The sequence below is a fragment of the Mycobacterium sp. genome (assembly GCF_049278535.1).
GTDB lineage: Bacteria > Actinomycetota > Actinomycetes > Mycobacteriales > Mycobacteriaceae > Mycobacterium.
Map to the genome: position 1 here is coordinate 19,417 of NZ_JBAPMI010000132.1, position 10,477 is coordinate 29,893.

11 protein-coding genes are annotated in these 10,477 nt (G+C 64.3%); 4 read left to right on the forward strand and 7 right to left on the reverse strand.

The features are described 5' to 3' along the window. Positions 1–15 precede the first annotated feature (15 nt). Positions 16–999 (reverse strand): LLM class flavin-dependent oxidoreductase, encoded by a 984-nt coding sequence (locus WAO18_RS08635; RefSeq protein ID WP_422205548.1) that lies wholly within the window; start codon positions 997–999, stop codon positions 16–18. 48 nt (positions 1,000–1,047) lie between these two features. Between WAO18_RS08635 and WAO18_RS08640 the strand changes: the two genes are divergently transcribed. Then, on the forward strand, positions 1,048–1,812 hold the full coding sequence (locus WAO18_RS08640; protein ID WP_422205550.1) for an SDR family NAD(P)-dependent oxidoreductase: 765 nt from the start codon (positions 1,048–1,050) through the stop codon (positions 1,810–1,812). 14 nt (positions 1,813–1,826) lie between these two features. Then, positions 1,827–2,654 carry a sugar phosphate isomerase/epimerase family protein gene (locus WAO18_RS08645; protein WP_422205552.1) on the forward strand — a complete coding sequence of 276 codons (828 nt, stop codon included), beginning with the start codon at positions 1,827–1,829 and terminating at the stop codon, positions 2,652–2,654. A 3-nt stretch (positions 2,655–2,657) separates the two neighbouring features. Here WAO18_RS08645 and WAO18_RS08650 read toward each other — a convergent pair whose 3' ends face one another. From WAO18_RS08650 to WAO18_RS08660, 3 genes are all read right to left on the reverse strand, one after another. Beyond that, on the reverse strand, positions 2,658–3,245 hold the full coding sequence (locus WAO18_RS08650; protein ID WP_422205554.1) for a hypothetical protein: 588 nt from the start codon (positions 3,243–3,245) through the stop codon (positions 2,658–2,660). 175 nt (positions 3,246–3,420) lie between these two features. Further along, positions 3,421–4,509 carry a diacylglycerol kinase gene (locus WAO18_RS08655; RefSeq protein WP_422205556.1) on the reverse strand — a complete coding sequence of 363 codons (1,089 nt, stop codon included), beginning with the start codon at positions 4,507–4,509 and terminating at the stop codon, positions 3,421–3,423. A 46-nt stretch (positions 4,510–4,555) separates the two neighbouring features. Continuing rightward, positions 4,556–5,107: a TetR/AcrR family transcriptional regulator gene (locus tag WAO18_RS08660; RefSeq protein ID WP_422205558.1), complete on the reverse strand. Its 552-nt coding sequence runs from the start codon at positions 5,105–5,107 to the stop codon at positions 4,556–4,558. Between the two features lie 194 nt (positions 5,108–5,301). Between WAO18_RS08660 and WAO18_RS08665 the strand changes: the two genes are divergently transcribed. Next, positions 5,302–6,519 carry a cytochrome P450 gene (locus tag WAO18_RS08665; RefSeq protein WP_422205560.1) on the forward strand — a complete coding sequence of 406 codons (1,218 nt, stop codon included), beginning with the start codon at positions 5,302–5,304 and terminating at the stop codon, positions 6,517–6,519. Position 6,520: 1 nt separating this feature from the next. On the opposite strand, the gene WAO18_RS08670 is transcribed toward WAO18_RS08665, so the two are convergent. From WAO18_RS08670 to WAO18_RS08680, 3 genes are all read right to left on the reverse strand, one after another. Further along, positions 6,521–7,291 (reverse strand): cutinase family protein, encoded by a 771-nt coding sequence (locus WAO18_RS08670; RefSeq protein ID WP_422205562.1) that lies wholly within the window; start codon positions 7,289–7,291, stop codon positions 6,521–6,523. Positions 7,292–7,431: 140 nt separating this feature from the next. Continuing rightward, complete coding sequence (locus WAO18_RS08675) at positions 7,432–8,553, reverse strand: DUF1214 domain-containing protein (RefSeq protein WP_422205564.1); 1,122 nt, start codon at positions 8,551–8,553, stop codon at positions 7,432–7,434. After that, positions 8,550–9,125 carry a TetR/AcrR family transcriptional regulator gene (locus tag WAO18_RS08680; RefSeq protein ID WP_422205566.1) on the reverse strand — a complete coding sequence of 192 codons (576 nt, stop codon included), beginning with the start codon at positions 9,123–9,125 and terminating at the stop codon, positions 8,550–8,552. Before WAO18_RS08680 ends, WAO18_RS08675 begins: the two co-directional genes overlap by 4 nt. 28 nt (positions 9,126–9,153) lie before the next feature. On the opposite strand from WAO18_RS08680, the gene WAO18_RS08685 reads away from it, so the two are divergent. Continuing rightward, a complete protein-coding gene (locus tag WAO18_RS08685) occupies positions 9,154–10,392 on the forward strand; it encodes a sulfotransferase family protein (RefSeq protein WP_422205568.1) in 1,239 nt (412 codons plus the stop codon). Positions 10,393–10,477 lie beyond the last annotated feature (85 nt).

Here is a 10,477-nt window from a genome sequence, read left to right on the forward strand (position 1 = left end):
TCGTGGGGGATCGCGCTAGTCGTCGGTGCTACCCAGCGCGGGCATCACCGCTTCGTCGACGTAGCGCAGGTACTTCCAGGCAATGTCGGGCGGGATACCACCGCACAGCGGAGCAAGTGTGAGCATGCCGCCACCGCGAACATGCGCGATCGCCTCGTCGGCGGTGAAGATTCGGTGTGTACGCGACGTCGCCCGTAGCTCCTCGACGTCGTCGACATCTGCGATACCCGCCGATGTCGTGTTGTCGGGATTCCACTCGGCATACATGCGCGCGTCGTGCAGCAGGTGCTCGCCAATCTCCTGCCAGGCAATATCGACCTGCGGCGCGACGAAACACACGCTCGGCGTATCCCGATTAGGCAGTAGGGTCACCCCCGGCTCATGGCCGTGGGCACGACAAGCATCTTCGTAGGCCTCCTGGGAACCGGGCGCGTCGCTCTGTGCGAGATAGCCCAGCCCGTAGCGACCGGCTCGTCGGGCCGCTGCCACACTGCCTCCGCCCCACATCATCAGTGGGCCCTGCGGAGAAAATGGCAACGGTGTCAACCTGATTCGCCGACCGTCTTGCTCCACCACCTCCCCGGCAAGCAGGCGGCGCAGCAGACCAAGCTTCTCGTCGGCGATTCGTCCGCGGGCTTTAAGATCGAGTCCGAAATGCTGGTATTCCTCGGCCCGATAGCCAAGCCCGAACACGTAGGCGGCGCGGCCTTTGCTGATGATGTCGAGTACCGCGATCTCTTCGGCCAGCCGAACCGGATCGTAGAACGGCAGGATGGCGATGAGCGTCAGCATCAACTGCTTCGTGCGTGCAGCGATGGCGCTACCAAGGATCAGCGGGGTAGGCAGATAGCCGTCCGGTGTACTGTGATGCTCGCATATCACCGCCGCCAGGCAGCCACGAGTCTCCGCCCACTCGCACATATCGACAGCGGTCTCGTACAACTCATTTGGTGACGCGCCGAAGTCCGGGGCGCGCATGTCGAAACGCATCGAATACATGGTCCGTTACCTGACTTCGTTGTCCGCAGACCGATAGACTCCGCGGCCATGACGGTACCGCACCCATCGTTGGATGGGCGTCGCATTCTGGTTACCGGCGGGGCCACCGGGATCGGGGCTGCCGCCCTGCGCGTTTTGCACGCCGCGGGAGCGCAGCTGGCCGCCACGTATCACAACACCGCGCCGGCCGATGACGCACCCGCGGTGACGTGGCTGCGATGCGATGTTCGCGATAGCGACTCCGTCGATACCGTTTTCGGCAGTGCGGTACGCGAACTCGGCGGCCTGGATGTTCTGGTCAACGCCGCAGGCTTGTGGCAACCGGGGGTGCCCGGCAGCATCACCAGTGACGAGATCGACTTCTTACTGCAAACGAACGTCAAAGCAACGATTTTGACAAATCAAGCTGCCCACGCGTTGATGCGCGAAACTGGTGGACAGATCATCAATTTCGGATCTGCGGAGGCTGTCATGGGCAGCCCGATCGCGGCGGTCTACGCCGCCACCAAGGGCGCTGTTCAAGCCTGGACCCGCTCGGCGGCCAAAGCGTGGGGTGCAGACCGGGTCACCGTCAATGCGCTGGCGCCGGCGGTTCAAACGCCTGGCGCAGATCGGCTGCGAAACTTCCTGGGCCCCGCCGCCGCCGCCTTTATCGACCAGCAGATGCGATTGTCGATTCCGTTGGGCGGCAAGCTCGGCGATCCCGCCAGCGACCTGGGGCCGGTGCTGGTGTTCCTGGCCGGCGAAGGGGCCGGATTCATCACCGGCCAGCTGATCGCGGTCGATGGCGGTCTCGCCATGGTGGGTGGCTGAGCGGGCACGACGACATGGACCGTCTTGGTATCGAGATGCTCAGCGTTTTCGGCATGCCCCCAGTTGAATACGTCCACCTCGTCGCCGACCTGGGTTGCCGGTACATCACAACTGGCATGGTCGGCTTTGCTCCGCTGAAAGCCCTGAACTACCAACCTTATTCACTGCGTGACGATCCCCGACTTCGTCGAGATCTTCTCGCGGCGATGGACGACGGCGGCGTGTCGATCTCGCTGGGGGAGGGTTTGCTCATCGCGCCGGGTGTCGACGCTGGCTCCTACGCTGCCGACCTCGACATCATGGCGGAGCTGCGGATCCCACGGATCAACACCGTCAGCCTGGAGCCAGATCGGGCTCGCACATTCGACGAACTGGCGACGCTGACTGCGCTGGCGGCCGACCGAGGCATCGCGACGTGCGTCGAACCCGTTGTCGGCCTGAGCATCGCAGACCTGCCCTCGGCACTCGCCGCGGTCGAGTACGTCGACCGGGATGAGATCAGCCTGCTCATCGACACGATGCATGCGGCACGCTTCGGCGCTACCGCTGAGGATCTTCGGTCGGTGCCCGCACAGCGGATCGGTTACATCCAACTGAGCGACACCACGTTGCGGCCCAGGATGAAGGTGTACGCCGAGGAAGCCATGTTCGAGCGGATGGTGCCCGGCGAGGGGGAGCTGCCGCTGGCCGACCTGCTCGCGGCCTTACCCGATGATCGTGTCGTCGGATTGGAGGTCCCACTGCGTTCCCGCGCGGAGGCCGGCGTCAGCGCTTATGACCGATTACTGCCATGCGTCGACAACGCGCGGGCGCTGTTGTCTCAAGCTCACGAAACCTGTTGAGCGTCAGCCACCTAGGCCCTTCTTGATCGCTTCATCCTGCTTCTGGCCGACCTCGGTGACGAACTCCGGTGGGGCCAGCGCATAAGACGGACCGTCGAACTCCATGGTGACCAGGGCTTTGCCCTCGGTGAAGAGCAATACCGTCACTCCCTTGGAGTGGTCCTCCGACAATCCCGAAATCGTCACTCCACCAACGCCGACTTCGGCATTGAGAGCCTTCGTTCGGAGGGATTCGCGGTGAATCGCCTTGGCCGAATCCAGTGCGTTGGCAGTCGCTTCCGGATCGAGCAGGATCTGGATGGTGTCGATGATCGAGTGACTCTTATCTTGGTCAGTGAACGTGATCGTCGCTCCCTGGTTACCGTTTGGATCTTTGGTCGCGGGCCCGGCCGTGAAGGCGTCGGGTGCTTTGATGTCGGCGGCTTTGATCAGCAGCGTGGTGTAGTCGCTGAGCGCAGGGCGAGCGGTGGCGGTGCTGGACTCCGATGCCGGCGTCGACGTGTTCGAGTGGCTGCCGCAACCGGCGACCGTCGCCCCCGCCAGCGTCGTCACGACCGCTGTCGTGGCCATCACCGTCAGGGGAGTTCTCATTGCACCGTGCTCCTTAATCGAGGTAACGGCAACGGTATCCCAGAGCGGGTGTGTCGGGGACAGTCGACTGCTTTAACGGGGTGGAAGCTTAACGTCATTTTTGCACGTGGCCAGGCCCGCCACGGACGCCATCGCGGCGGCGCCGTGAACAGCGGTGCTTGGCACTATCTTTCGGCTACCTCGCGACGACGTCCTCGCGGGCGTAGAGTCCGCTTCCGGTGATGAACGGCAGATCCAGCGTCGTCCTGATTCCGGGCGGGGCGGCGATCACGGCCGGAATGGCGTTGACAATCCGGCCGGCCGCACCGGAGATCGCCGCCTGATTGTGGTCGCCGTAGCGGCTGCTCGGAACGATGTCCACCGCGTACGACGGCTCACCTGTGATCTCCACGCGGTATGAACCTCCGCCCGCAGCGGGTTGAGGCAAGTCCGGTCGCAGATCGGGTCGCAACCGGGTGATGTGCTCGATAACGATCGCGGGGTGGCCGTTAACCATGCCGCGGATCTCGAACTGCAAGACGGCAAGGGTGCCTTTCGCCACGTGGCCGATCGCAATGTCGAAATCTTCCGGCGCCGGCTCGCGCTGGTAAGACTCGGTGATCTCGTCGACTTCGATGCCGAGGCCGGCCGCTAGTTGTCTGATCGCCGTGCCCCAGGCGATGCTGAGTACCCCCGGTTGCAGCAGCATCGGAATCTCGTCCAGAGGCCGGGCAAATCCCATGTACTGCATGACCTCGGCGCCGTCATAGCTCGCGTAATCGTGGATCTCCATGCAACGCACCTGCTCGATCCGCTGACAGGTGCTCGCGAGCGCGAACGGGATGAGATCGTTGGCGAATCCCGGATCTACACCGCTGATGAAGAGGCTCGAATTTCCTTGCTGAGCAGCATCTTCCACGCGCCCAATGTATTTGTCCGGCATCACGCCCCACGGATACTGCAGCAGCCCGGGCGACGACCCCACCACGTTGATACCGCCCGCGAGGATGCGCATGACGTCGGCCATCGCCTCCGGCAGACGGGTGTCGCCCATCGCGCAGTACACGACGCAGTCCGGCCGGGTTGCCAGCAACGCGTCGAGTTCATTGACGGCGATAACGCCGGTTGACATGTCCAAACCGGCGAGCTCGCCCGCGTCCTTGCCGACCTTCTCTGGTGTCGAGACGCACACCGCGGTCAGCTCGAACTGCGGGTTGGTGATCAGCTCGATCAACGCCAATCGACCGACGTTTCCAGTGCCGACGTGGGCGACCCGGATCGCCATAGATGTCCTCCGTCAATCGATATAAAGCGGCAAACCGACCTCGACGCTAGTCCACCGCGAATGCCGGCGCGACGAATCGTTGCACGATCTCGCGTTCGGTGGCGGCGTCCCCGACCGGCCAGTACAGCAGGGACATCACCACCCGAACCACCCATTGCGCGGCGTGCGGGTCGCGGTCGGTCAAGCCGGTGAGCTCGGTGGCGAAGCCGGCCAGCAACGGCGACCCGGTGAGCCACACCACGTCGTTGGCGCGGATCGAGTTGAACATAAGTTGGCCCGATGGGTCAGACCGAATCAATTTGAGCGCCACGGTGATCGCTGTGACAACCCGCTGTGGCCCCTGCAGATTCTCGACGGTCTGACGAACGATTTCGACGATGCGGGCCGCCGAGCGGGCTACCACCGCGTCGCGAATTTCGGCCTTGCCCCCGGCATAGCGGTAGATGGTGGCCCGAGAACAGTGCACCCGCGCCGCCAGGGTCTCGATGTCGAAGGCCTCGGGGCCCTCTCGGGTGATGAGGTCGGTGGCTACGTCGTAGATGCGCTCGGCCGCGGCCGTGCGGCGATCGCCCCCGACGACCCAGTCGTCACGCGGCATCGTCGGGACCTCCTGACGTCAGAGAATATCTTGTCAAATATTCTCATAGTTGAGACAAATTCAGAAATGAATCTCAGTCTCGGCGCAGGTCCGGCGGCCGCGTGAGACGAAGCCTGGCTTCACTTGCCGACTGTGGGTTTTCGACTTGGTCCGGCACCGTTGACGGGTTGCCGTCGGCCGCTCAACCTGGACAAATGATGGTCAGCGATCCGATCGAGTTGTTCGATGCTGAATTCCTGCAGGATCCCTACCCGCTGTACGACCGACTGCGCGCTGCCGGACCTGTTGGTCGGATCGGCGATTCGGAGTTCTACGCGGTGTCGAGTTGGGCCGCGGTAGTCGAGGCCATCACTCGTGTCGACGAGTTCTCGTCGAACCTGACCGCAACCATGGTGTACCAGCCTGACGGGACGGTTGCGCCGTTCACCATGGCGCCCCTCGGCGATCCGTCTCACGCGCTGGCCGTCGCCGACGATCCTTTGCACGCGGTGCACCGGAAGCTGCTGCTCCCGCAGCTGGCTGCCAAGAAGGTCCGCGCCCTCGAAGGATTCGTGTCCGAGACTGCCGAGCGACTGTGGGCCGATGGCCTGTGCGATGGGTCCATCGAATGGATGGGTGCTGTGGCCAACCGGCTACCGATGATGGTGGTTGCTCGGCTCATCGGCGTACCCGAGGCGGATGTCGACAAACTTGTCGAGTGGGGCTATGCGGGCACCCAGCTGCTCGAAGGCCTGGTCTCGGCCGACCAGCTCACCGCCGCAGCCGCATCGGTGATGGAGCTCGGCGGCTACATCACCGACCATTTCGCGCGGGCTGCCGCAGACCCGCAGGACAACTTGCTCGGCGATCTCGCCGCCGCATGTGCTGCAGGCGAATTGAACGACGTCGCGGCCCTCGGGATGATGATCACGCTGTTCGCCGCCGGCGGTGAGTCGACCGCCTCCTTGCTCGGCAGTGCAGCATGGGTTTTGGCCACGCGGCCCGACATTCAGCAGCAAGTTCGCGAAAATCCAGAACTGCTAGGAACTTTCATCGACGAGACGCTGCGCTACGAGCCGCCGTTTCGTGGCCATTACCGGCACGTCGCGACCGACACCGCGCTGTGCGGCACGGAGCTGCCCGCGGGCTCGCATCTGCTGCTGCTGTGGGGCGCTGCCAATCGCGATCCGGCTCACTTCGACACACCCGACGAGTTCCGACTCGACCGCACCGGCAGCAAGGGACACGTCACCTTTGGCAAGGGACCGCACTTCTGCGTCGGCGCTGCGCTAGCCCGCCTGGAAGCTGCGGTAGTGCTGCGCCAGCTTCTTGGCCGGACCGCCGTAATCGAACCTGCTGACATAGGGCGTTGGTTGCCGAGCCTTCTGGTCCGTCGGCTCGAAAGGCTCGAGCTGACGGTCCAGATCGGCTAGGTCAGTTGCCGAAGCCCTGGTGCGGAGCCGGCGCGGAGGCCTGGATCCCACTGCCTTGCAGGCGGCTTGCAGCGAAGTCCGCCCCTTGGGAGATCACACTTCCATCGTCGGCGTAGGCGTTGTGTGCCGCGAAGTTCATTCCGTCCGAGCAGACCGGGTCTTCTACGGCGCACACCTGGATGGTTTTCGACTGATAGAGCGACCCGATCGACAGGTTGGGCTGGCCGAGAAGGTTCATCGCGCGGACGTTGGGTGTGCCGAAAAGCACGACCGCGGCGACGTGGTTGGCCAGCGCAGGGTCTAACGGTTTGGGGATCGTCGCCGGATCGACGTCTTGCGGCACCGAGTCGGGGACAGCCGACGAGGTGGCGAAACCCGCCACCGCCGCGCCCTGGGAGTATCCGCCGAGCACCAGCTTGGTGTTGGGGCAGGCGCTGGCCTCGTTGATAATGTGCGACTGGGTATCCCGGATGCCGTCGAGTCCGGTCGACCATTGGTCGCTGGCCGGGTAATTGACCGGGTAGACGTCCATCGACTTACCGCCGAGACGGCCGCGCAGGGCGTCGACGAAGGCTTGGCCGGTGGGGCCGAGACCCGGGGCCTCCCCCGTGCCGCGGGCGAACACCACGTCGGTATCGGGACACGGTTGGGCGGATGCTGAGGGAATAGCAGCGGCGGGGAGGACTGAGGCACCAAGGCCCCAAGCTGTGATCGCCGCAGCACCGATGAAGGAGGGGACATAGCGGACCATCATGACTCCGATCATTCCCATACAACTACTTGTCCAAACTAAGAACTTTCTGCGCTTAGCCTGAGCACTGACTCACAGTTACTATCACGCGTGTGACCCTACTTCGCGAGTTGGGGGCGCGTCGACGCCGCGGCAGCCATTGATCGCTGGCGCACACTGATTCACCCCGACCCCTCAACGGTGACCGGCGCATCGGCGAGCTTGACCAGCCGCACTTCCGGTCGGGCCGGAACCTGGTCGGCGAGGAACCAGCGGAAGGCGAGGTTGCCGTGCGGATAGTCAAGTGTGGTCAGCGAATTTGGGTGTCCCGTCATACGCGGGGAGATGACAACGGTAACCGTGCCGTCCGCATTGAGCACTGCGCTGTGGCCGTTGATCGAGCAACGCGCGTCGGTGACGCCATGGGTAGCCATGAACTGGTTCCACACCACTAGATTCCAGAAACGGCAGTGCGGCGGCCGGTGAGTGATGACAAGCGCCTCGTCCTCGTCGAGGACGAAACTGCCGTAGGAATAACAAGCGTCGCGGGCAGACCACCCGAAATTGGCGTCCGGAACTTGGTAGGGGTCCGCGAATTGGTTTGCTGCATGAGCGATCTCGTGGCCCAGGGCATGCGAGTCGTCAACTCGCGCACCAACGGCCAGCGGCACGATCGCGAACATCGTGCGCATCCATGCGGCGCTTGCCCGAAGCTTTGCTGCGGTTTCGGCGTCCCCGTGCCGAATCGGTTCGGGATCGTCCAGTGCCTCGATGTGCCAGCTGACTGCGCGACCGGTCAGGGGATCAGCTTGGTAGTCGCGGGTCATCAGCACGGCAGCCTCGGGGGTCGGCCCCAGGTCGAAGGTGAAGTTGCCGGCGGCGTCGATGTCGAGGTCGTCATCGCGCACGATGGCCACGATGCGATCCGACCACGCTCCCGGCGATGGTTCGTTGTAAGCCGTCAGCGAGAAGTAAACGCTGTCGCCGCGGTTTCCGCTGATTCGGTATCGGCGGGTGGGGTCGACTGGGCAGATGCAGTAATACGCGTCGGTGTTGTCGCCTCCCCATCGCCGGTCGCGCCGAAAGGGTGTGTTGACTTCCACGAACATCGGCCGACTCGGTTCACCGAACAAATAGGTATCGAACGCGACGCCAAGGGTGGTCGCGATCATTCGGTAACCGTCGGCGATCTGCCGGTCGTCGCTTACCGCGCGCTCGCCGTCCAGGAACGAGCGGTCCAACGCGCGCAAGGTGTCCAACAAGTCGCGCCATGCGGCCGTGGACTGGTACTCGGTGTCGGTCATGCGCTGATTCCTCTCGCTATCAGTGCGGCGGTGCGGTCTACCCAGGAGTCGTCGAGCGAATTGCCGCGGGTGAGCAGGGCGAGAAAGGTTGTGCCGGCGACGACCTCGACCATCTCGACGGCGGTGACGTCGGGGCGTACCTCACCGCGCGCAACGGCGTCCGCCAGGCGCTCGGTCAGCCCGCGCGAGAGGATGTCGCCGAAACGTTCCAGCAGCGCCGCGTGCAGCGTCAAGTCAGCGGCCATCTCGCCGACCAGGCCGGGCAGCGCGGCCCGGGCCGCCGGGGTGGTGAGAACGGCCGCCGTACGACTGACCATCTCGCGCACGTCGCCGGCCAGCGATCCGGTGTCCGGGAGAGCGGTGGCATCGCTGATCGGAAAGACCGCCTCGTGAACCAGGTGTGCCTTGCTGGCCCAGCGCCGGTAGATCGCCGGTTTGCTGGTGCCGGCCCGTCGGGCGATGGCATCGACTGAGAGCTCGGCGTAACCGGTTTCCGCGAGCAGGTCGACGGTCGAGCGCAGGACCGCGCTGTCGATGCGCTTATCGCGGGGCCGGCCAAGCTCTGTCGTCATTACGAAACTCAGAGTAACATAATTGGCCATGAGCGAGACCTCCGTGCATCTCGATGACTTGGCCGAGCCACGATTCAGCCCGGAGATCGACCAGATCCGCAGCTTCATGGCGACGATGGCGTCGGACTGCCCGCTGGACGCCGATGCGCTGCACGCCAAAGCCATCGGCGAGCTCGGACTGACTGACTTCGGGCCCGACGACTATCGTGAGCGCCTCGAGGTCTACCTCACCGCACTTCGCGAGATCGACGGCCTGCACGGCCCTGGAATCGTCAACTTCCACGCGCAGGTGCTGCAGTCGCTCAAGAACCGGCTGCTGCTCAACGACTTACTCGTGCGGCACCCCGAAATCCGCGAGATCGAGCTGCGGCCGCCGGTGGTCATCGCCGGCCTGCCGCGTACCGGCACCACGCATTTGCACAACCTGCTGGCGGCGGGTCCGACGTTCCGCACGATTCCTTATTGGGAAAGCGTCGAGCCATTTCCGATGCCAGCCGAGCTGGGGATCGCGCCCGACCCCCGCAAGCTGCGGATGGATGCCGCCGTCGAGTTCATGAATGCGGCAATGCCGCATTTCCGGCTCATGCACGAGATGACCACCGAGCATGTCCACGAAGAGATCCAGCTGCTGGCCAACGACTTCTCCACGATGCTGTTCGAGACACTGGCCTATATACCGCGCTGGCGGGATTACTACTTGGCGCACGACCAGACGTCGTCCTACGAACACCTGCGCCTGCAGTTGAAAGCCCTGCAGTTCCTACGCGGCGGTCGCCGTTGGCTGCTGAAGTCGCCCCAACACCTCGAGCAGCTACCGGTGCTCAACGCCGTCTTTCCCGGCGTGGTTGTCGTGTGCACGCACCGCGACCCGGTGCCTGTGGTGTTGTCGATGCTGGCGATGCTCACCTACACCGCGCGGATGCATCGTTCTCCGGTGCCGGTGCACGAGATCGCCGCATCGTGGGCTGACCGCCTGCAGCAGATGCTTGACGCGCTCGTGCGTGATCGCGAAGTCATCCCGCCGGAGCGTTCGATCGACATCCGTTTCGATGACTTTATGTCCGACGAACTCGCGGTCGCCGAACGTATCTACGATCTCGCCGGCGAGCCGCTCACTGACGCGGCCCGGGCAGCGATCACCGATTATCTGGCACAGCACCAACGCGGGCGGTTGGGCAGCATCGCGACGTCGGCCGAAATGTTCGGACTCGACGAGCACGACCTGCCCGCCCGGTTCGCCCGCTATCGCGAGCGCTTTCTGGCCTGAGGACGCCTACGCGGCTTCTGGCGCTGCGGGCGCGGCTTCCGGCGGCGCTGGCGCATCGGCGGGCACAGCTTCTGGAGCCGGCGCG

Excerpts from the sequence above, each read along its gene's own strand:
- WAO18_RS08635 (WP_422205548.1), bottom strand. The coding sequence starts at position 999 with ATGTATTCGATGCGTTTCGACATGCGCGCCCCGGACTTCGGCGCGTCA.
- WAO18_RS08640 (WP_422205550.1), top strand. The coding sequence starts at position 1,048 with ATGACGGTACCGCACCCATCGTTGGATGGGCGTCGCATTCTGGTTACC.
- WAO18_RS08645 (WP_422205552.1), top strand. The coding sequence starts at position 1,827 with ATGGACCGTCTTGGTATCGAGATGCTCAGCGTTTTCGGCATGCCCCCA.
- WAO18_RS08650 (WP_422205554.1), bottom strand. The coding sequence starts at position 3,245 with ATGAGAACTCCCCTGACGGTGATGGCCACGACAGCGGTCGTGACGACG.
- WAO18_RS08655 (WP_422205556.1), bottom strand. The coding sequence starts at position 4,509 with ATGGCGATCCGGGTCGCCCACGTCGGCACTGGAAACGTCGGTCGATTG.
- WAO18_RS08660 (WP_422205558.1), bottom strand. The coding sequence starts at position 5,107 with ATGCCGCGTGACGACTGGGTCGTCGGGGGCGATCGCCGCACGGCCGCG.
- WAO18_RS08665 (WP_422205560.1), top strand. The coding sequence starts at position 5,302 with ATGATGGTCAGCGATCCGATCGAGTTGTTCGATGCTGAATTCCTGCAG.
- WAO18_RS08670 (WP_422205562.1), bottom strand. The coding sequence starts at position 7,291 with ATGGGAATGATCGGAGTCATGATGGTCCGCTATGTCCCCTCCTTCATC.
- WAO18_RS08675 (WP_422205564.1), bottom strand. The coding sequence starts at position 8,553 with ATGACCGACACCGAGTACCAGTCCACGGCCGCATGGCGCGACTTGTTG.
- WAO18_RS08680 (WP_422205566.1), bottom strand. The coding sequence starts at position 9,125 with ATGACGACAGAGCTTGGCCGGCCCCGCGATAAGCGCATCGACAGCGCG.
- WAO18_RS08685 (WP_422205568.1), top strand. The coding sequence starts at position 9,154 with ATGAGCGAGACCTCCGTGCATCTCGATGACTTGGCCGAGCCACGATTC.